Consider the following 19113-nt stretch of genomic DNA (forward strand, 5'->3'; position numbering starts at 1 on the left):
TCAGCTGATTCTGTGCCGGCGCAGGTAGGCCCGGAGCTCGTCGAAGTCCTCGCCGGTGCCGGCGTGCGCCAGGTAGGTGGCGGCGGTGGAGAGCCAGGCCCGGGTGGACGGCGGGGTGTCGCGCAGCGCGGCCTGGAAGTCGGCGTCGGTGGCCGGGCTGACCATGCCGACCTGCATGGAGCGTTCCAGCGCCCGCTCGGTGGCGGACTCGACCAGGCGCACCAGGTCGGCGCCGGAGAACAGCTCGGTGCCGCGCACCAGCGAGGCCAGGTCGATGTCGGGGGCGATCGGGCGGCCCTCGAACTGGAGTCGCAGCAGCGCTTCCCGGGCCGGCGCGTCGGGCGGGAGCACCAGCACGGTGCGGTCGAAACGGCCCGGCCGGCGCAGCGCCTCGTCCACGTCCCACGGGGCGTTGGTGGCGGCCAGCACGAACACCCCGTCGTTGCCGGCCATCCCGTCGAGCTCCAGCAGCAGCTGGTTCACCACGGCCCGGGCCTGGTCGGTGTTGCGGCGGGAACGCCGCCCGCCGATGGCGTCGAGCTCGTCGAGGAACACCACACCCGGCGCCTCCCGCCGGGCCTGGGCGAACAGCCGGGCGATGTTCTGCTCGCTCTGCCCGAAGTAGCTGCCGTACACGTCGGCCGGGCTGGCCGACAGAAAACCGGCCCCCAGCTCACCGCTGAGGGCGCGGGCGATGAAGGTCTTGCCGGTGCCGGGCGGCCCCCACAGCATCAGCCCGCCGCGCAGCTGCTTGCCGAACGCCTCGCGCAGCTGCGGGTTCTGCATCGGCCCGAGCAGTGAGCGGTGCAGGCGCTGCTTCACGTCGTGCATGCCGGCCACGTCGGCCAGGGTGATCGTGCCCGGGTCGGAGGAGTCCCAGCCGGCCGGCTCGGACAACGGCTCGGACAGCGGCTGTTCGGCGGCGTCCTCCTCCACCTCCACCGGCGACCCGGGATCCGAGGTGGGACGGCGACGTTCGGTGCCGGTGGGCGTCCCCCGTTGGCCGGAACCACCACCGGACGGTGCGGGCCCCTCGGAACCCCCGTTGAGCAGCGCCGTGTGGATGGCGCGGTAACCCTCGGCGAGCTGTTCGTTGCCGGTGGCCGAGGCGGCGGCCGCGGCCACCGACAGCGCCGTGGTGTCGTGCGGCGAGGCGGCCAGGGCGGTGGTGGCGTGCTGGAGCGAGCGCTCGGGCTCACCGGCGGACAGGTACAGCCCGGCCAGGTGCACGCGTAGCGGGACGCCGGCCGGATCGGTGGGCGCCGTGTTCGCCGCCGCGCTCTCCAGAGCCTGGAACACCGACCGGTCCACCGTCATCCGCCCGAAACCCCCTCAATCGTCGGTCCTCGACACAGTACCGACCAGTTCCTCCGTGCGGGAGCCGACGGCTGAACACGACATCGGCAGGTCAGCGCCTCGTCCTCAGTCCGATCGCGGAGGATCACCGAACGATCACCCACGGCGATGTGATGACCGTTTGCGGCGAACCGCTGACCGTTTTTCCCAGCCTCTGGGGATACGGCCCGCGACGTCCTATCGTGGCGGACGTGAAAGCGACGCCGCTGAGCCAGAAGACGCTGCCCGACCTCGACGCGAGGGTGGCGAAACCGGTCTACGACAGATCCGAAGTCAGCGTGGGCATCGTCCATTTCGGGGTCGGCAATTTTCACCGGGCTCATCAGGCGATGTACCTGGACACCCTGATGAACCGGGGCGAGGCGCTGGACTGGGGCGTGTGCGGCGTCGGCGTGATGCCGAACGACAAGGCCATGGCCGAGGCCCTGGCGAAGCAGGACCACCTGTACACGCTGGTGCTCAAGGACGGCCACGGGAACCTGGAACCCCGGGTGATCGGCTCGATCGTCGACTACGTCTACGCCCCCGACGACCCGCAGCGCGTGCTCGACGTGATGACGGCACCCACCACCCGCATCGTCTCGCTGACGGTGACCGAGGGCGGCTACAACATCGACAACACCACCGGGGCGTTCGACGTGGACAACCCGGTGATCGTCGCGGAGGTGGAGGGACACGGCCGCGGCGAGCCGCCGGTCACCGTGTACGGCTACGTCGCCGAGGCGCTGCGGCTGCGGCGCGAGCGCGGCATCCCGCCGTTCACCGTGATGTCGTGCGACAACATCCAGTCCAACGGTGAGGTGGCGCGCTCGTCGATCGCCTCGTTCGCCGGGCTGGTCGACCCCGACCTGGCCGGGTTCATCCGCACCGAGGTGCCGTTCCCCAACGCCATGGTGGACCGGATCACCCCGGTCACCACGCCCGACGTGATCGAGGCGGTGTCCGGTGTTTTCGGCATCGACGACGCCTGGCCGGTGGCCTGCGAGCCGTTCACCCAGTGGGTGCTCCAGGAGAACTTCGGGCTCGGCCGCCCGCCGCTGGAAGATGTCGGCGTGCAGGTGGTGGCCGACGTGGAACCGTACGAGCTGGCCAAGCTGCGGCTGCTGAACGCGGGGCACCAGGCCATCGCCTACGCCGGGCACCTGATGGGCTACACCTACGCCCACGAGTCGGCGTCCGACCCGCTCTTCGTGCAGTTCCTGCGGGACTACTGGGACGACGAGGCCCGCCGCACCCTGCCGGTGGCCGAGGGCCTCGACCTGGACCGCTACACCGCCACGCTGCTGGAGCGGTTCGCCAACCCGGAGGTGCGCGACACCCTGGCCCGGCTGGCCTCCTACGGCTCCGACCGCATCCCCAAGTTCGTGGTGCCGGTGATCCGCGCCAACCTGGCCGCCGGGCTGGTCAGCACCCGGGCGATCGCGATCGCGGTGACCTGGGCACGCTATGCCGAGGCCGTGGACGAGCAGGGGCAGCCGATCGAGGTGGTCGACGTGGAGAAGGACGAGGTGCTCGCCCGCGGCGCCCGGCAGACCGAGGACCCGCTCGCGCTGGCCCGTTCCACCCGCTGGTTCGGCGACCTGGCCGACGACCCGCGCTTCGCCGAGGTGTACACCGCGCAGCTGGCCCTGCTGCACGAGGTAGGGGCACGCGAGTTCCTGGTGCGGGTGAACGCGCAGCCGCACCTCGGCTGACACCGTGCCGGGTGGTCAGGGCGCGCTCAGGTGCCGCCCGATCACCCGGCACACCGCACGGCCCACGTCGATCTCGGCCAGCGCCGGGCGCAGTGCGGTGAGCAGGGCCGGCGGGATGCGGCGGGTGGTCTCGGCAGTCTGGGCGGTTGTGGTCGCGGCGGTGGCCGGCACCTGAACGTGCCTTCGGCGGGGGGACGCACGGCGGGGCGGCGGTGCGGTGGACACCGTGACGATCAGCGGGTCGAGTCCGGGGGGCAGGTGCCGAGCCCACGCGCCGGCCTCGGCCGGAGCGAGGACCAGTGCCCGGGGACGGTGACGGAGCAGCAGGTGCGCAGCGCTGTCCTGCGTGGCAGCGCCCTCAACCTGCGTGGCAGCGCCCTCCACGGAAAGCCTTACCGGGACGAATGTCTCACCGAACGCCGCGGACAGGCGCGCGGCCCAGGCCCCCGGATCGTCCGACACCCCGACGACGGTGGCCCCGGCCAGGCTCAGCGCCTCGCCGGCGGCCCGGCCGAAACCCCTGGTCACACCGGTGACCAGGACGGTGATGCCGGTCAGATCGCGCATGCGGCCCCCGTCCGTCGCGTCCCGAAGGATCAGACGTCCGGGGGGCGGAGAACTCATCGGCCCGACCGGCGCCCGGTGACCGGCCAGTATGCTGAGGTCAAACCGTGATCAGGCGGCCAGAGCGGGCCGCTTTTGGGAGCATGATGAGCCTCGTCGCCGGGGTGGACTCGTCCACTCAGTCCTGCAAGATCGTGATCCGTGACGCCGACAGCGGTGAACTCGTCCGCACCGGCCGGGCCCCCCACCCGAACGGCACCGAGGTGCATCCCGACCGGTGGTGGGAGGCATTGCGTAAGGCCGTGGACGACGCCGGCGGGCTGCACGACGTGGCCGCGCTCTCGGTCGGGGGGCAGCAGCACGGCATGATCGCCCTCGACGCCTCCGGCGAGGTGGTGCGTGAGGCCCTGCTGTGGAACGACACCCGCTCCGCCCAGGCCGCCACCGACCTGATCGGTGAGCTCGGTGAGCAGGAGTGGGCCGACGCGATCGGCTCGGTCCCGGTGGCCTCGCTGACCGTGTCCAAGCTGCGCTGGCTGCGCGACGCCGAGCCGGAGAACGCCGCCCGCACCCACGCGGTGGCGCTGCCGCACGACTGGCTCACCTGGAAGCTGGCCGGGGGCAAGGGGTTCGACGGCCTGGTCACCGACCGGTCGGACGCCTCCGGCACCGGCTACTGGTCGCCCGCCTCCGAGGGGTACCGCCACGACCTGCTGGAGCGCGGCCTGGGGCACTCCGCCCTGCTGCCGCGCGTGCTCGGTGCGCACGAGCAGGCCGGCACCGGCAGCGGTGAGCTGTTCGGCGGGCTGCTCGGCCCGGGCGCCGGTGACAACGCCGCCGCGGCCCTGGCCCTGGCCCTCGGCCCGGGCGACGTCGCGGTGTCGATCGGCACCTCCGGGGTGGTCTCGGCGATCGCCGACGCGCCCACCGCCGACGGTTCCGGCCTGGTCACCGGGTTCGCCGACGCGACCGGCCGCTACCTGCCGCTGGCCTGCACGCTGAACGCGGCGCGGGTGCTCGACTGGGCGGCGCAGCTGCTCGGCGTGGACCACCGAGGGCTGGCCGAGCTGGCGCTCCAGGCCCCCTCCGGGGCCGACGGCCTGGTGCTGGTGCCCTATTTCGAGGGCGAGCGCACCCCCAACCGGCCGCGTTCCACGGCCGCCCTGCACGGCATGCGGCTGTCGAACACCACACCCGCCCACATCGCCCGCGCCGCCGTGGAGGCCCTGCTCTGCTCGCTGGCCGACGGTATCGACGCGCTGCGGGCCGCCGGGGTGCCGGTGCAGCGGGCCTTCCTGATCGGTGGCGCGGCGCAGTCCGCGGCGGTGCAGCAGCTGGCCCCGGGCATCCTCGGCCTGGACGTGCTGGTGCCCACCCCCGGCGAGTACGTGGCCGACGGTGCAGCCCGGCAGGCTGCCTGGGTGCTGTCCGGCCGTGACGCCCAGCCGGAGTGGTCGGCCAGCGGGGAACCGCGGGTGCTGCCGGTGCGTGAGCTGACGCCGCAGGTGCGGGAGCAGTACGCGCAGGTGCGGGAGCTGACCGCCGAACGCTGAGGTCCGCCTGTCCAATCTGCACCAGGACGGCGGGTTTTGCACGAACCAGCCGGTTGCCGACCTCCCGCACCTCAGCGGCCGGTGCCGGCTGGAATTCGTGCTTCTGGTGCGAGATCTGGGGCTGGGGGCGGAGATGATTTCCGGCCCGCTGCTCGCCCGGGCCGAAGCGCGGAGTTGACGTCACGAAAGGGCTGTACTGGCAGCGTATCTGAGAATGACTGCCCGTTTATGCCTGCGACGATCGGTCACGAGGGGTAACATGTTGCTCCGTGGGCGGAAAATTCTGCTCGGCCCGACGATGTCTTGTTGGTCCCTGCGGCCCCCCACGGGTGGCCCGGGCGCCACGGTTTGCAGTGGCGTGAAATCACTGTCGATGGTCTGGGCTTTCCCGGCCGGCGTGCCGATGTACGCAGTAGCCGTCTTTGGCGCGCGACCAGTAACAGCGGGCGTGGCTCGATGTTGAACGCCCGTACGGACCTTGCACCGGCGACAACAGAAGATCGGGACAGCGATCATGGTGGCGGACAGTAACGACACATCAGCTCTCTTCAGCTCGATCGGTGGGGTCATCCCGCCGATCTGCACCCCTTTGACGCCCGACCGGCGTCTTGACCTCGACTCCCTGCGCAGCCTGCGGGCTCATCTGCTCCGGCAGGGGGTGAGCGGCATCTTCGCCCTCGGCACGATGGGGGAGGGGCACTACCTCACCCCGAGCCAGGCCGGCACGGTCGTCGAGACGCTGGCGGCCGAGAAACAGCCCGGTGAGCCGCTGCTCGTCGGCATCGTCGAGCCCACCACCCCCCGGGTGCTCGAGGGTATCGACCGGCTGGTCTCGGACCAGGTCGACGGCATCGTCGTCACCGGCCCGTTCTACGCCAACGTCAGCGAGCCGGAAATTCTCCGGCACTTCGAGCTCATCGCAAACCATTCTCCGGTACCGGTTCTCGCCTACAACATGCCGAGCAACACCGGTTACGCGATCACCGCCTACAACATCATCGAGCTGCTGGCCGAAGACCTGATCGTCGGCATCAAAGACAGCTCGCTCGACCTGACCAACCTGCGCCGGGTCACGGTCGAGGTGCCGAACGTCGACAAGAAGCTCATCTTCACCGGTTCGGACACGCTGCTCGACTGTGCCCTCGACATCGGCGCCAACGGGGCGGTCACCGGCCTGTCCAACATCGCCGCCGATCATTTCGTCGGGGCGATGGCGGCCCACGCCGGCGGCAAGCGCGCCGAACTGTCCGCAATCCTGCGCATTCTCAACATTCTCGTGCAGGTGTACGTGCCCACCGAGGTGGAGCGCGGCCCCAACAGCACGGCGATCGGCGCGCTCAAGTCGGCGCTCGTGCAGCAGGGCATCATCGAGTCGGACACGCTGAGCGAACCGATGACGCCGGTCACCGAGGGGCGCCGCGAACACGTCCGCTCGGTGCTGGAAGAGGCCCGTCAGCTCGCCGACCTGGCCGAGACCCCCAGCGGGCTGGCGGTTTAGCCGGTGCACACCTGAAGACGACGGTGAGCCCGCACGGGCTCACCGTCGTCCTCAAGCAAGGTCGTCGGCGGTCAGATCCAGGCGAACCCGCAGAAAACGTGTGGGGTGCCGCCAGTATCCGGCCTGATCGGCGAGATCGGCCTGCACCTCGGCCACCACGGTGGGCTCGACCCGCACGATCGGCAGCCGGCGGGGATTGGTCCAGGCGCCGAGCCGCCCGGTGGAGATCTCGCCCGGCAGGAAGTGCTCGCCGGTGCTCACCTCCAGGTACGGCACGATCTCGTCGCGCTGCCGCGGGGTGAGATCCGTGGTGGTACCGGCGATCTCAAGGGTTCCGTCGGGCCGGGGCAGAGCCAGGATCAGCCGTTCGGGGCGTTGCGCGGTGCCGGTCACGGCTGCCACCAGGGCCTCGGCGCTGTTGCGGATGCGTAGTTTGAGCCAGGCCCGGCGGCCTGATTGGTAGCGCACCGCAAGGCCTTTGATCACCAGCCCCTCGATCCCCACCCGGGCGTCCGCGTAGTCACGCAGCCAGTTCTCCGCCACGTCGTGGTCGCGGGTGGCCGGGGTGATCGCGAACGGCGGCTCCAACCGCGTCACCAGGGTCTGGAGCTTGCGGCGCCGCACCCGCAGCGGCTCCTGGGCGAACGGCGTGCCCTGCCACTGGAGCACATCGAACACCACGAACGACGCCGGGGCGGAGCGGATCAGCCCGGCCACCCGCTGCCGGGAGGTCATCCGGCTCTGGAGGGCGGCGAAATCCAGCCGGTCGCCGGCCCAGATCACGATCTCGCCGTCGAGCAGGGTGCCGGGCGGTAACTGCCGTCCCGCCGCCCCCGCGACGTCGGGGAACGCACCGGTCAGATCGGTGTGCCGGCGCGAGCGGACCATCACGCCACCGTCGGCCGCAACGCCCAGAAGCCCGCGGTAGCCGTCCCATTTCGGCTCGTACTGGCACCCTCCGGGCAGGGTGCGCGCCGAGGGCAGGTGGTCCACGGCCTTGGCCAGCATCGGCTCGTCCGGCCACGGCAGGTCCGGGGCGGGCGGCAGATTCGAACGATGGACGACGCGGGGCACGTTCCTGGGTATCGCCGTGCCGCTGTCGCCGCGCGGTGGGCCACCCGTACGGACCAGGGGGCATGCGCAACCCGGAGTGTCCCGGACGCTCTCAGCGAACTCTCCCCTTACGTAAGGTTAGGGTTCCCCGGTGACCGCCACCGCCACCCGCGTTCGAGCCGCCGGCCGGCATGCCGTGCCGAACCCGACGCTGGCCTCGGCCTTCCACCCGCGCCACAACGCGCTCAACCTGATCCGGCTGCTGCTGGCGACGAACGTGGCCGTCGTGCACGCCTGCTTCCTGGGCTTCGGCCACCAGCCGCACCTGGGCGAGACCGAGCTCGGCGCGCTGGCCGTGGACGCGTTCTTCGTGCTCAGCGGTTTTCTGGTGGTGCGCAGCTGGTCCCGGCTCGGCTCGCTGCCGCGCTACCTGTGGCACCGGGTGCTGCGGATCCTGCCCGGGTTCTGGGTGTGCATGCTCGGCACCGCGTTCGTGGTGGCGCCGGTGCTGGCCGTGCTGGAGGGGCGCGCGGCCGGCTCGGTGTTCAGCGGCCCGCAGTCCTCGCTGAGCTACCTGGCGTCGAACGCTGCCCTGTTCATGCGGCAGTTCGGCATCGCCGGGCTACCCGGTGAGGGCGGCAATCCCGACGTGGTCAACGGCTCGCTGTGGACCCTGTTCTACGAGGCGTGCTGCTACCTGCTGGTGGCCGGGCTGGGGGTGGCCGGCCTGCTGGGCCGCCGGCGCCGGGTGGTGCCGGTGCTGATCGTCGTCCTCTGGTTCTGCACCGTCGCGGCGGAGGCCGGCCACAACCCGCTGGGCTCCACCTACATGCTGCGGTTCGGCCTGGTGTTCCTGCTCGGCGCGGCCGGGTGGTTGTTCGCCGGCCGGATCCCGGTGGACGGCCGGCTGGCCCTGGGCAGCGCCGTGGTGGTGCTCGCGAGCACGCTGATGCTGCACGACTACCGGGCCCTCGGCGCCCCGGCCTTCGCCTACCTGTGCCTGTACGCCGTGGTGCGGCTGCCGGTGCCCTGGGAACCGCGCTCGGACCTGTCCTACGGAATGTACGTGTGGCACTGGCCGATCGCGCAGATCCTGGTCGCGCTCGGCCTGGCCCGCTTCACCCACGTGCCGTTCGTGCTGCTCACACTGGCCCTGACCGCCGGGGTGGCGGTCGTGTCGTGGCGGTTCGTGGAAAAGCCGGCGCTCGGCCTCAAGAACGCCTTCGGTGGCGTCAGACGAGGGTGACCGGGTCGGTGTTGCCGCCGCAGACCACCACGCCCACCCTCTCGCCCTCGGCCGGCCGGTAGGCGCCGGCGGTCAGCGCGGCGTAGGCGGTGGCGGCGCCGTGCTCGGCGGGCATCCGGTAGTCGCGCCAGAGCCGGGCCCGGGCATTCTCGATCGCGGCGTCGGGCACCAGCACCGACACCGGGGCGGTGCGCCGGGCCAGGTCCCAGCCGATGTCGCCGACCCGGCGGGCGCCCAGCGAGTCGGCGGCCACGCCCGACACCGAGATGTCGACCGGGCCACCCGCGGCCAGGGCGGAGTGCAGCGTGGGGCAGGTCTCCGGCTCCACCGCCACCACCCGGGCGCGGCCGTGAACGCTCGCGGCGATGCCGGCGAACAGCCCGGCCCCGCCGACCGCCACCACGATCGTGTCCAGACCGGGCGCGTCGTCGAGCATCTCCTCGGCCAGCGTGCCCGCCCCGGCCACGATCTCCGGCTGGTCGTAGGCGTGGCAGAACAGGGCGCCGGTGCCGGCCGCGTGCTCCGCCGCCGCGGCCTGCGCCTCGGCGTACTCGCGGCCCACCTGCCGCACCTCGGCACCGTAACCGCGCAGCCGGGCCACCTTCACGGCGGGCGCGGTCTCCGGCACGAACACCGTGGCGGGCACACCGAGCACCGACGCGGCGTAGGCGTTGGCCAGACCGGCGTTGCCGCCCGAGGCCGTCACGACGCCCGCCGCCGGGTCGAGCTCACCGCGCTCGCGGGCCGCCAGCTGCCGGTTGAACGCGCCACGGGCCTTGAACACGCCGGTGTTCTGGAGGAACTCGCACTTGAACCAGAGCCCGTCGGCCTCCAGCAGCGGGGTGTGGCGCACGTGCGGGGCGATGCGGGTGCGGGCGGCCAGGACGTCGTCGCGGGTGATCACCCTCCGACTCTAGGCCTTCTAGACGACCGGGCCGGTGTCACGGGTCAGGGCCAGCAGCATCTCCCGGGCGCGGGCCAGGTCGTCGCGGGAGTGCCCGCCCTCCCACAGCCCGGCGATCGCGGCGCCGTCGGTGGCCCGGAAGATCAGCAGCGTGCGTTGCGGGTCGAGGCCGTCGTCGGCGAAGTAGGCCTCCCAGCGCGCCTTGTCGCGGCGCAGCAGCTCGGCCACCCCGGGCACCGTGGCCACGGCCGCCATCATCGCCACGTGCTCGGCCGGGGACTCCTCGTGGCGCAGTGAGTCGAACGAGGCCCGGATGTAGCCGCGCATCAGCCGGCCCTCGGCCCGGTCGGTGGGGTCGACGGCCGCGCGCACCTCGGCGGCGAACCGTTCCATCAGGTCTTCCGTCAGGGCCAGCACCAGCTCGTCGCGGTTGTGGAAATGGTGCAGCAGACCGCCCTTCGACACCCCCGCCGCCCTCGCGATGGTGTCGATGCTGACCCCGGCGCCCTTCTGCGCCACCACCCGGGCCGCGGCGTCCAGCACCGTGCGCCGGGTCCGCGCCGGGTCTCGCTCCCGCTCCGCCACCTGGTCTCCCATCGATGTCCGCCGGTTCTCCCCGGTTCTCTCGGACAGCCTAATAGCCGACCAAATGGTTTGCTCAACCGACCGAATGGTCGGTAGCCTCGAAGGCATGAGTGCTCCCGTCATGTCCCCTCCGGCCAGGCTCGCCGGTCCGCGTGAGTGGGCCGCCCTGGTGCCGCTCACGCTCGCCGTGGCCCTGCTCGCGGTGGACGGCACGGTGCTCGCACTGGCCGTCCCCTCGCTCACGGTCGACCTCGACGCCTCGTCCACCCAGCTGCTGTGGATCGGCGACATCTACTCCTTCGCCCTGGCCGGGCTGCTGATCAGCATGGGCACGCTGGCCGACCGGATCGGCCGCAAGCGGCTGCTGGTGATCGGTGCCGCCGGGTTCGGGCTGGCCTCGCTGCTGGCCGCGTTCGCTCCCGGCGCGGGCTGGCTGATCGCGGCCCGGGCCCTGCTCGGCGTGGCCGGGGCCACGCTCATGCCCTCCACGCTGTCGATCGTGCGCAACCTGTTCCCCGACGACCGGCAGCGCACCCGGGCGGTGGCGATCTGGTCGACCGGTGGCGCCGGTGGCGCGGCCCTCGGCCCGATCGTGGGTGGTGTTCTGCTGGAACACTTCTGGTGGGGCTCGGTGTTCGTGATCAACCTGCCGGTGATGGTGCTGACCGTGGTCACCGTGCTGTGGCTGGTGCCGGAGTCGCGCAACCCCCGCCCGGGCCGCTTCGACCTGGTCAGCGCGGTGCTGTCGGTGATCGCGATCGTGCCGCTGGTCTGGGCCGTCAAGCACACCACCCACGACGGCGCCGACGGGTTCGGGCTCGGCGCGGCCCTGGCCGGCCTGGCCTTCGGCCTGATCTTCGTGCGCCGCCAGCGCATCCTGCCCGACCCGCTGGTCGACGTGACCCTGTTCCGCCGGCCCGCCTTCGCCGGCACCGTGCTGGCCTCGTTCATCGCGATCTTCGCGTTCAGCGGGCTGCTGTACTTCTTCTCCCAGTACCTCCAGCTGGTGCAGGGGTACTCGCCGCTGCGGGCGGGGCTGCGCGAGCTGCCGCTGACCATCGCCTCGATCGTGGTGGTGGTCGTGGCGGTGCCGATGATCGCCCGGTTCGGGGTGGGGCGCTCACTCGGCGCCTCGCTGCTGGTGTCCGCGCTCGGGTTCGCGGTGCTGTCGGTGTTCGAGACCGCCGACGGCTACGCCGGTCTCGCGCTCGGTCTGGTGGTGATCGGCCTGGGCGTGGGCATCGTGTTCACCGCCGCCACCGACGCGGTGCTCGGCTCGGTGCCGCACGAGCGGGCCGGGGCGGCCTCGGCGATCTCCGAGATGTCGTACGAGCTGGGCGTCGCCGTCGGCATCGCGGTGCTGGGCAGCCTCCAGGGCGTGCTGTACCGGCACCACCTGCCCGACCTGTCCGGCCTGCCGCGGCCGGTGGGCGCGGCGGTGAACGACTCGCTGGCCCGGGCCACCCAGGCGCTCGGCGGCGGAGACGTGCTGGCTGGGGCGCGGCACGCCTTCGCCGAGGCGATGCAGGCCACCTCGTGGATCGCGGCGGTGCTGCTGGTGCTCGCCGGGGTGCTGGCCTGGAAGGTGGTTCCTACCAGCCCTTCGCCTTCCGCACCGCGGTCGTGACCTGGTCGTAGAGCGGCCGTTCCATGGTGGCCCCCTCGCGGCGCACGGCGTCGGGCAGCAACTGGAGCACCCGGTCCAGCCGGACCTCACTGGGCCGGTTCTGCCGGTCCCAGGCGCCGGTGCCGACGTCCATCCAGAGCCGGCCGTAGCGGGCCTCGTGCACCGCGTCACGGTCGTGGTCCTTGCTGGTCAGCATCAGGCCGAGCAGGTGCCCACGGTGCCGGGCGATCACCAGCACCGGGCGGTCCTTGCCCTGGCTGTGGTCCTCCTCGAACGGCACCCAGGCCCAGACCACCTCGCCCGGGTCGGCGTTGCCGTCCTCGTTCGGGTCGTAGTCGATCTTCGCCCGGCCGGTGAAATCGCCCGCGTAGGCGCTCTTCCCGTGGTCGGCCTGAGGACGACGCGAGGGCGCGGACGGGCCCGCCGCCGGCCGGTTGCGCGGCGGGGCCGGCTTGGGGGCCGAGGGCTTCGGGGCGGTGGGCTTCGGTGCGGTGGGCCTGGTGGGGGCCGGCTTCGGAGCCCTGGGCCGGGGGGCGGTCTGCGTGGACCGATCCGGTTTGCCCAGTCCGAGAAGACGCGCCAGCGTTGACCAGAATCCGTTCGCCATGCCCGCACCCTACGAGACCCGTCCCGGTGTGACCTGCCTCCCATTCGTCCGGAGCAGTGCTGTGCTGCGCCGCGCGTGCCGAAGAGGCAGGGGTGAGGTCCGCAGCGACGAGGGGAGCGGCCCGGTGGGCACACAGCTGACGTGGCCGGTCGCCACCTATCTCAAGACGCCGCGCCTGGACCTGGAACCGATCCGGCCGGAGCACGCGGAGGAGGCCTACCCGTGGATGTCCGACGACCGCATCCACGCCTTCACCGGCGGTAAGCCGGCCTCGCTGGAAGACCTGCGCACCCGCTTCGCCCGGCAGGCCGAGGGGCACGCGCCGGACGGCTCGGCGGGCTGGCTGAACTGGATGATCCGGCACCGCACCGGCCGGGTGGTCGGCACCGTGCAGGCCACTGTGACGCCGGCCCGGCGGGTGCCGCTCCAGGCCCGGCTGGCCTGGGTGCTGGCCTACGAGGCGCAGGGCCACGGGTTCGCCCGGGAGGCGGCGGCGGAGATGATGATCTGGCTGCGGGGCAACGGTGTGGACCGGTTCACCGCGGCGATCCATCCCCGGCACAGTGCCTCGAAGGGCGTCGCCCGGGCGATCGGCATGCACCCCACGATCAACGTGGAGGGCGAGGAACTGATCTGGGCCGACGACACGGTCGGTATCGGGTGACCCACGTCACGAAGTCGCCGGATCGGGAACTCGCCGCCTCCCCGCCGGAGTCGAAACCCTTGTGGCCCTTGCTCTCACACCTCCGCTGACCCCGCTCCTGGCGTCCCGCGCCCAGACCGCCGAGGCATCGCACTCCGGTGAGATCGGGGGGCTGACCGGGCTCGTCCTCGACCTGATCGCCGCCCTGGGGGCGATCGGCGTCGGGGTGCTGAGCTTCCTCGAGGTGGTGTTCCCGCCGATCCCGAGTGAACTGGTGCTGCCCCTGGCCGGCTACCAGGTGCAGGTCGGCGAGCTGAACCTGGCCGCCGTGTTCCTGCTGGCCACCGTCGGCTCGGTGCTCGGGTCGCTGGTGCTCTACTGGCTGGGCGCCGCCATCGGCCTGGAGCGCGCCGCCTGGATCGCCTCCAGGGTGCCGCTGATGGACGCCGACGACGTGCATCAGTCCGCCGCCTGGTTCAGCAAGTACGACTCGGTGGCCGTGTTCACCGGCCGGTTCGTGCCCGGCGTGCGCAGCCTGATCTCCCTGCCCGCCGGCGCCGCCGGCATGTCGCTGTGGAAGTTCACCGGCTGGACGCTGCTCGGCACCGCGATCTGGAACGGCATCCTGATCGGCGGCGGCATGGCCCTCGGAACGCAGTACGAAAAGGTCGAGTCCTATGCCGGTTACCTCGACTACGTGCTCTACGCCGCGATCGCCGGGGTGCTCGCGTTCGGCATCGGGCGCCGCGTGATCCAGTACCGCCGCACCCCCTCGCGGCACGGCACGGCCCGGCGCTCGCGGGTCTGAGTTCCTGGCCTGCACCCGGACGGGTGATCGGCGCTCAGGACCGGCCTGATGTCAGGACGTTCTCAGCCGGCACCGCTTAACCTCTAGCCGCGTAAGGGTTGGGGCGGACGGCGGTGGGGTGGGCGTGTGGCGCAGGTGCTGGCGGCCGGGGCGGTGACCGGCCCGGACGACGTCGTGCGCGCCCGGGCGCGCTGGCGGATCGCCGACCAGGTGCTGTCCAGCCTGACCGTGGCCGGGCTCTCGTTCATGGTGGCGCACGGCGCCGGGACCGGGGGCTTCGGGCTGTTCGGCCTGGCTCTGCTGGCCGCCGCGTTCACCCTGGGCGTGACCCGGGCCATGGTCGGCGACGTCTTCCTGATCCAGTTCAGCGACGTGGTGCCGCGGGTGCGGCACCGGGCCGCGCGGGAGGCGTCCGGGGCGGCGGTGGCGCTCGGCCTGGCCGCCGGCGCGGTCTGCTGTCTGATCGCCCCGGTGCTGCCCGGCCACCCGGCGCGGATGACGGTGTTCGCGATCGGCCTGGCCCTGCCCGCCCTGGTGGTGCAGGACTGCCTGCGGTTCGTCTTCATCGCGGCGGGCCGGCCACTGCCCGCCGTCGTCCTCGGGCTGGCCGCCGGCATCGCCCAGATCACCGTGGTGGCGTTGCTGGTCGCCACGGATCACGACTCCACCGTGCGGATCACCGTCGGCTGGGGCCTGGCCGCGCTGCTGACGGCCGTGACCGGCTGCCTGACGGCCGGGGTCAGGCCGTCGCTGCGCCAGGTTCCGTTGTGGTTCGCCCTGAACCGGCACCTGACCGTGCGGCTGAGCGTCGACTACCTGCTCGGGCTCGGGGCGATCTACCTGGCCTACGCGCTGATCGGCGCGATCGACGGGCTGGAGGCGATCGGCTCGCTCTGGGCCGCGCAGATGTTCCTGGTGCCGGCCTACGTGATGATCACCGCCACCTGCTCGCTGGTGCGGCCGGGCTTCGCCGCCCGGGTGCTGCGCGGGCAGTCGCCGCTGCGCCCGGCCCTGGTCACCGGCCTGGCCCTGGCCGCGGTCACGGCCCTGTGGGGTGCCGCCCTGTACGCGCTGCCCGACCGGCTCGGCATTCATCTGACCGGCGAGAGCTGGCAGGGGGCGCAGGAGGTGCTGGAACCGGCGGTGATCGGGGTGGTGACGGTGGCGCTGGCCGCCGGGCCGACCCTGGGCCTGCGCGCCCTCGGCCGGGGTGACCTGCTGCGGCGGGTGGCCCTGGGGCAGACCGCGCTGCTGCTCGGGCTCGGCGCGCTCGGCGCGGACCTGCACGGGGTGCGGGGTGCCGCCGTGGGGCTGGCCGCCGCGCACGCCGCCGGGTCCTTGTGGCTCTGGCTGCTCTTCGTCCGTGATGTACTGCGCCGGGCCTGATCCCCTGATCCGGGCACCGGTGTGTTTCAGCACACCTGCGCCCGAATCACATTCGAAGCCGAGGAACCCTCCCGTGACGTTAGAGTCCGGTCGAGCGAACGAAAGGTAGGGGCATGAGTGCCGTTGTCACCGATCCGTCGACCTCCGGACCGGGCACCCGCCCCGCCGGCCGGTTCACGGTGTTCCGGGTCGAGATGCTGGCCGGGCTGGTCACCGCCCTGGCGCTGATCCCCGAGGTGATCTCGTTCTCGATCGTGGCCGGGCTGGACCCGCGGGTCGGGCTGTTCACGTCGTTCGTGATGGCGGTGGTGATCGCCTTCACCGGCGGCCGGCCCGGCATGGTCACCGCGGCGGCCGGATCGGTCGCGCTGGTGATCGCGCCGCTGTCGAAGGCCTACGGGCTCCAGTACGTGATCGCCGCGGTGATCCTCGGCGGTGCGATCCAGTTCCTGCTGGCGGTGCTCGGCGTGGCCAGGCTGATGCGGTTCATCCCGCGCAGCGTGATGATCGGCTTCGTGAACGCGCTGGCGGTGCTGATCTTCAGCGCCCAGCTACGGCACCTGGTCGACGTGCCGTTCGCGGTGTACCCGCTGCTCGCGCTGTCGGTCGTGATCATCGTGTTCCTGCCCCGGGTGCTCACCGCCGTGCCGTCGCAGCTGGTCTCGATCGTGGTGGTCACGGCCCTGGCGATCGGGGCCGGGCTGAACGTGCCGACCGTGGGCGACGAGGGCGCGCTGCCCGACGGCCTGCCGCTGCCCGGCCTGCCCGACATCCCGTGGACGATGCACACGCTCACCACGATCCTGCCGTACGCGATCGGCCTGGCCCTGGTCGGCCTGCTGGAGACGCTGCTGACGGCCAAGCTGGTGGACGACCTGACCGACACCGGCTCGGACAAGACCCGGGAGTCGTGGGGGCTGGGCGTGGCCAACCTGGCCGCCGGATTCTTCGGCGGCATGGGCGGTTGCGCGATGATCGGCCAGACCATGATCAACGTGAAGAGCGGCGGCCGGCACCGGCTGAGCACCTTCATGGCCGGGGCCTGGCTGCTGGTCCTGGTGCTGGTCCTCGGCCCGCTGGTCGCGAGAATGCCGATGGTGGCGCTGGTCGCGGTGATGGTGGTGGTCGCGGCCACCACCTTCGACTGGCACAGCGTGGCCCCGGCCACGCTGAAACGCATGCCGCGCAGCGAGACCTCGGTGATGGTGGTGACCGTCGCCGTCACGGTGGCCACCGACAACCTGGCCTACGGCGTGATCGTCGGGGTGCTCGCGGCCATGGTGCTGTTCGCCCGGCGGGTGGCGCACCTGGTCAGCGTCACCTCGACGGTGGCACCCGACGGCTCGGTCAAGACCTACCAGGTGCACGGCCAGCTGTTCTTCGCCTCCAGCAACGACCTGGTGCACCAGTTCGACTACGTGAACGACCCGGAGCGGGTGGTGGTCGACCTGGCCACCGCGCACATCTGGGACGCCTCGTCGGTGGCGACGATGGACGCCATCCAGACCAAGTACGCCGCCCGCGGCAAGCAGGTCACCATCGTCGGGATGAACCCGACCAGCGAGGCGATGCACGAACGGCTGGCGGGCAGACTCGGCGGTTAGGCGGTTTTCCGGGTTGCGCCGGGCGTGAGTGGTGCGAGGCTCGTCCTCGAGTGCAGACAAGCCGCTCGGCTCTTCCCGGACTCACCCCCTTGCGAGGCTGACATGGCCGACGAATTCGGCGTGCCCACGCGCGGTACCACTGCCACGATCGACGAAAACAGCACCTCAACAACGGATGTCGCCAAGGAACAGGCGGCCGGTGTGGGCCAGGGCGCCGTGGACGCCGGGCGTCACGTCGCCGGTGTCGCGGGCGAACAGGCGTCCCAGGTGGCCTCGGAGGCCGCCGCCCAGGCCCGCAACCTGTACCAGCAGAGCCGTGACGAACTGCGCGGTCAGGCGGCCGGGCAGCAGGAGCGCCTGGCCGGCCGGATCCGTTCCCTGGGTTCGGAACTCGGATCGATGGCCGAGCGCTCCGAGCCGGGCATCGCCACCGATCTGGTGCGCGAGGTCTCCGGCCGGGCGAACGACGTGGCGGGCTGGCTCGACCAGCGCGACCCGGGCGGTGTGCTGCGTGAGCTCACCGACTACGCCCGGCGCCGTCCCGGCACCTTCCTGGCGATCGCGGCCGGGGCCGGCCTGGTGGCCGGTCGCCTGACCCGCGGTGCCGTGAGCGCCGCCCACGACGAAACCGGTTCTGCTGCTTCCGGAACGGGCGCTGCACCGGTCGCGGGTTCCACGGGCGCACCGGTGTCCGGTTACCCGCAGCCCACCCCGGCGGCTCCCACCTCGTACACCGGTGTCCCGGCGGCGACACCGGCGTACGAGGCGGCGCCGTACGAGCGCTACGAAGAGGAAGTCGTCACCTACCCGGAACGCCGGGAGGGGCTGTGACCTACGACCCGGGCACCGGAACAGCGCGTCCGGCAGGGGATTCCGCCTCCGTCGGTCAGCTGCTCGGTGACGTCACCCGCGACCTGTCCCTCCTGGTGCGTCAGGAGGTGGAACTCGCCAAGGCCGAACTGCGGCAGTCGGCCAAGGAATCCGGAAAGGGCGCGGGCCTGCTCGGCGCCGCGGGCCTGCTCGGAAACCTGGCCCTCGCCTTCCTGGCGATCGCCGCCTGGTGGGGCCTCGGCGAGTTGATGAATCGCGGCTGGGCCGCGCTGATCGTGGCCGTGGTACTGGCCGCGATCGCGGCCGGGCTCGGCGTGACCGGCCGCAACCAGATGAAGGCCGTGACCGGCCTGCCGCAGACGACCGACAGCGTCAAGCGCATTCCCGACGCGGTCAAGGGCAACGAAGGGACCGTGCGATGAGCCAGCCGACCGGGCAGGAGAGTCCCGAGGAGATCCGGGCACGGATCGAGAACACCCGCCGGACGCTGAGTTCCGACGTGGACACGCTGGCTGAGACGGTGCGTCCGGCCAACGTGGCCAGGCGTCAGGTGGACCGGGCGAAAGGGGCCGCGGGCACGTTCCGCGACCGGGTGATGGGTACCGCGGACACGGCGAAGGAGAAGGTCATGGGCAGCGCCTCGGGCGTGGGACACAGCACGACGTCGACCCTGGGAGACGCCCGCGACGGGGTGGCGTCCACGCTCGGCGACGCGAAATCCGGCGTGCAGGACGCCGCCTCGACCTCACGCGAGGCCGTGGCCGCGGCGCCCGGCGCGGTGAAGGCCCGAACCGAGGGCAACCCGCTGGCGGCCGGGCTGATCGCGTTCGGCGCGGGCATGCTGCTCGGCTCGCTGTTGCCCGCCACCCGGCGGGAGGAGCAGGCCGCGGCCGCGCTCAGGGAGCACGCCTCCACCCTCACCGAGCCGGCCGCCGGCGTGGCCCGCGAGGTCGGCGAGCACCTGCGCGAGGGCGCCCAGGAGGCGGCCGGGTCGGTGCGCTCCACCGCCCAGGACGCCGCGCAGACCGTGCGTGACGAGGCCGCCTCGGCCGGGCAGGACGTGAAGGACCAGGGTGTGCAGGCCAAGGAGCAGGTGCAGCAGAGCCGTTCGTGACCTGCGCCGGTGAGCTCCCCGTCCCTCCTCCGCCCGGGGT

18 protein-coding genes are annotated in these 19113 nt (G+C 72.2%); 12 read left to right on the forward strand and 6 right to left on the reverse strand.

Translation table 11 applies throughout. The features are described 5' to 3' along the window. Window positions 1–1317: an ATP-binding protein gene (locus KIH74_RS17735; protein WP_214157089.1), complete on the reverse strand. Its 1317-nt coding sequence runs from the start codon at window positions 1315–1317 to the stop codon at window positions 1–3. 230 nt (window positions 1318–1547) lie between these two features. On the opposite strand from KIH74_RS17735, the gene KIH74_RS17740 reads away from it, so the two are divergent. Beyond that, entirely contained in the window at window positions 1548–3050 is a 1503-nt protein-coding gene (locus KIH74_RS17740; protein ID WP_308113860.1) for a mannitol dehydrogenase family protein, read from the forward strand. Window positions 3051–3065: 15 nt separating this feature from the next. On the opposite strand, the gene KIH74_RS17745 is transcribed toward KIH74_RS17740, so the two are convergent. Beyond that, the gene (locus KIH74_RS17745; RefSeq protein ID WP_214157091.1) at window positions 3066–3617 is read right to left on the reverse strand and encodes an SDR family NAD(P)-dependent oxidoreductase; all 552 of its coding nucleotides are present in this window, start codon (window positions 3615–3617) and stop codon (window positions 3066–3068) included. A 143-nt stretch (window positions 3618–3760) separates the two neighbouring features. Here KIH74_RS17745 and xylB point away from each other — a divergent pair, with 143 nt between their 5' ends. Continuing rightward, on the forward strand, window positions 3761–5167 hold the full coding sequence (gene xylB / locus KIH74_RS17750) for a xylulokinase (protein ID WP_214157399.1): 1407 nt from the start codon (window positions 3761–3763) through the stop codon (window positions 5165–5167). A 514-nt stretch (window positions 5168–5681) separates the two neighbouring features. Then, a complete protein-coding gene (locus tag KIH74_RS17755; protein ID WP_214157092.1) occupies window positions 5682–6665 on the forward strand; it encodes a dihydrodipicolinate synthase family protein in 984 nt (327 codons plus the stop codon). Window positions 6666–6716: 51 nt separating this feature from the next. On the opposite strand, the gene KIH74_RS17760 is transcribed toward KIH74_RS17755, so the two are convergent. Next, the gene (locus KIH74_RS17760) at window positions 6717–7739 is read right to left on the reverse strand and encodes an ATP-dependent DNA ligase (RefSeq protein ID WP_214157093.1); all 1023 of its coding nucleotides are present in this window, start codon (window positions 7737–7739) and stop codon (window positions 6717–6719) included. A gap of 130 nt (window positions 7740–7869) precedes the next feature. Here KIH74_RS17760 and KIH74_RS17765 point away from each other — a divergent pair, with 130 nt between their 5' ends. Beyond that, complete coding sequence (locus KIH74_RS17765) at window positions 7870–8964, forward strand: acyltransferase family protein (RefSeq protein WP_214157094.1); 1095 nt, start codon at window positions 7870–7872, stop codon at window positions 8962–8964. Here the strand turns inward: KIH74_RS17765 and KIH74_RS17770 are convergent. Both KIH74_RS17770 and KIH74_RS17775 read right to left on the reverse strand, forming a co-directional pair. Continuing rightward, a complete protein-coding gene (locus tag KIH74_RS17770; RefSeq protein WP_214157095.1) occupies window positions 8951–9868 on the reverse strand; it encodes a threonine/serine dehydratase in 918 nt (305 codons plus the stop codon). The genes KIH74_RS17765 and KIH74_RS17770 overlap by 14 nt on opposite strands. An 18-nt stretch (window positions 9869–9886) precedes the next feature. Continuing rightward, window positions 9887–10465, reverse strand: a complete 579-nt coding sequence (locus tag KIH74_RS17775; RefSeq protein WP_214157096.1) for a TetR/AcrR family transcriptional regulator — start codon at window positions 10463–10465, stop codon at window positions 9887–9889. A gap of 94 nt (window positions 10466–10559) precedes the next feature. Here KIH74_RS17775 and KIH74_RS17780 point away from each other — a divergent pair, with 94 nt between their 5' ends. After that, complete coding sequence (locus tag KIH74_RS17780; protein ID WP_214157097.1) at window positions 10560–12080, forward strand: MFS transporter; 1521 nt, start codon at window positions 10560–10562, stop codon at window positions 12078–12080. Here the strand turns inward: KIH74_RS17780 and KIH74_RS17785 are convergent. Then, the gene (locus KIH74_RS17785; protein WP_214157098.1) at window positions 12046–12687 is read right to left on the reverse strand and encodes a type II toxin-antitoxin system PemK/MazF family toxin; all 642 of its coding nucleotides are present in this window, start codon (window positions 12685–12687) and stop codon (window positions 12046–12048) included. The genes KIH74_RS17780 and KIH74_RS17785 overlap by 35 nt on opposite strands. 124 nt (window positions 12688–12811) lie before the next feature. Between KIH74_RS17785 and KIH74_RS17790 the strand changes: the two genes are divergently transcribed. From KIH74_RS17790 to KIH74_RS17820, 7 genes are all read left to right on the forward strand, one after another. After that, on the forward strand, window positions 12812–13351 hold the full coding sequence (locus KIH74_RS17790) for a GNAT family N-acetyltransferase (protein ID WP_214157099.1): 540 nt from the start codon (window positions 12812–12814) through the stop codon (window positions 13349–13351). Between the two features lie 61 nt (window positions 13352–13412). After that, entirely contained in the window at window positions 13413–14138 is a 726-nt protein-coding gene (locus KIH74_RS17795; protein WP_308113862.1) for a DedA family protein, read from the forward strand. Window positions 14139–14264: 126 nt separating this feature from the next. After that, window positions 14265–15524: an MATE family efflux transporter gene (locus KIH74_RS17800; protein ID WP_214157100.1), complete on the forward strand. Its 1260-nt coding sequence runs from the start codon at window positions 14265–14267 to the stop codon at window positions 15522–15524. A gap of 113 nt (window positions 15525–15637) precedes the next feature. Beyond that, a complete protein-coding gene (locus KIH74_RS17805; RefSeq protein ID WP_214157101.1) occupies window positions 15638–17128 on the forward strand; it encodes a SulP family inorganic anion transporter in 1491 nt (496 codons plus the stop codon). Window positions 17129–17230: 102 nt separating this feature from the next. Next, window positions 17231–17959, forward strand: a complete 729-nt coding sequence (locus KIH74_RS17810; protein WP_214157102.1) for a hypothetical protein — start codon at window positions 17231–17233, stop codon at window positions 17957–17959. After that, window positions 17956–18381 (forward strand): phage holin family protein, encoded by a 426-nt coding sequence (locus KIH74_RS17815; RefSeq protein ID WP_214157103.1) that lies wholly within the window; start codon window positions 17956–17958, stop codon window positions 18379–18381. Before KIH74_RS17810 ends, KIH74_RS17815 begins: the two co-directional genes overlap by 4 nt. After that, window positions 18378–19073 carry a DUF3618 domain-containing protein gene (locus tag KIH74_RS17820; protein ID WP_214157104.1) on the forward strand — a complete coding sequence of 232 codons (696 nt, stop codon included), beginning with the start codon at window positions 18378–18380 and terminating at the stop codon, window positions 19071–19073. The genes KIH74_RS17815 and KIH74_RS17820 overlap by 4 nt, the downstream gene beginning before the upstream one ends. Window positions 19074–19113 lie beyond the last annotated feature (40 nt).

The organism is Kineosporia corallincola (genome assembly GCF_018499875.1).
GTDB classification, from domain to species: domain Bacteria; phylum Actinomycetota; class Actinomycetes; order Actinomycetales; family Kineosporiaceae; genus Kineosporia; species Kineosporia corallincola.

Coding starts and splice junctions, on each gene's coding strand:
- KIH74_RS17775 (WP_214157096.1), bottom strand. CDS start 10,465: ATGGGAGACCAGGTGGCGGAGCGGGAGCGAGACCCGGCGCGGACCCGG.
- KIH74_RS17810 (WP_214157102.1), top strand. CDS start 17,231: ATGGCCGACGAATTCGGCGTGCCCACGCGCGGTACCACTGCCACGATC.
- KIH74_RS17780 (WP_214157097.1), top strand. CDS start 10,560: ATGAGTGCTCCCGTCATGTCCCCTCCGGCCAGGCTCGCCGGTCCGCGT.
- KIH74_RS17755 (WP_214157092.1), top strand. CDS start 5,682: ATGGTGGCGGACAGTAACGACACATCAGCTCTCTTCAGCTCGATCGGT.
- KIH74_RS17745 (WP_214157091.1), bottom strand. CDS start 3,617: ATGCGCGATCTGACCGGCATCACCGTCCTGGTCACCGGTGTGACCAGG.
- xylB (WP_214157399.1), top strand. CDS start 3,761: ATGAGCCTCGTCGCCGGGGTGGACTCGTCCACTCAGTCCTGCAAGATC.
- KIH74_RS17735 (WP_214157089.1), bottom strand. CDS start 1,317: ATGACGGTGGACCGGTCGGTGTTCCAGGCTCTGGAGAGCGCGGCGGCG.
- KIH74_RS17820 (WP_214157104.1), top strand. CDS start 18,378: ATGAGCCAGCCGACCGGGCAGGAGAGTCCCGAGGAGATCCGGGCACGG.
- KIH74_RS17785 (WP_214157098.1), bottom strand. CDS start 12,687: ATGGCGAACGGATTCTGGTCAACGCTGGCGCGTCTTCTCGGACTGGGC.
- KIH74_RS17805 (WP_214157101.1), top strand. CDS start 15,638: ATGAGTGCCGTTGTCACCGATCCGTCGACCTCCGGACCGGGCACCCGC.